Source organism: Vibrio sp. 1249-1 (genome assembly GCF_033340495.1).
Genome location: NZ_JAWOWJ010000707.1, coordinates 1 through 634 on the forward strand (window position 1 = coordinate 1; position 634 = coordinate 634).

General features: G+C 48.1%; 1 pseudogene. It reads right to left on the reverse strand.

Features of this window, described 5'->3' with window-relative positions:
* A pseudogene (gene vscQ / locus R7Z50_RS28470) lies at positions 1-572 on the reverse strand (SctQ family type III secretion system cytoplasmic ring protein VscQ); the annotation flags it as partial.
* Positions 573-634: the final 62 nt, after the last annotated feature.

Genomic DNA, 634 nt, shown 5'->3' on the forward strand with positions numbered 1-634 from the left:
AATTGATTTAAGTTCAGGTGCGTTTTGCCAAGGCTTAGCCAGACAGGAAGGGCAATATGCTGAGTCAGTTGCGACGAGCATGGCGGCAGCGCATCAACTAAAACGCTTTGACCTTCACTTACCCACAAACAAAGTGATGCGCTCGGTTTGTTTAGCGTCAGCATTAAGGTATTGCGCTGCGTTTCGCTTTGTTCCAGCGGTTGTAATTTGCTGAGGATAGGTAACTGGCCAAATAGTCGTTTGAACGCGTCAGCATGAGGCTCAATCTGCGTACTGAGCAGAGCTAACTGCAACGAGTTTGGGAGAGATTCAAACGCTGTCGCATTCAAAGTTGAGTGAAGCCATTGCTGCAGTTGCGCGGAACAAAAATCGACTTGAATGGTTTGTCCACCAACCAGAGTGGTCAAGCGGTAGCCAGAAAATTCCGGTTTTTGCGATGCGGTTATTGAGATGCTGTGTTCATCACGCCCTTGAAAGTGGCATTGTTTAGCACAGAGCTGATTGGTCAGCGCAATGCTCTCGGCATCGACTGTTGGGATGGTTAATTTCATTGATCCGCCTCGGGTTGCCATTCTTCATAAACGCTACGTTGTTGGCGTGATTGTTGTTGATCTTGCTGTGTGTGACCGTGTTG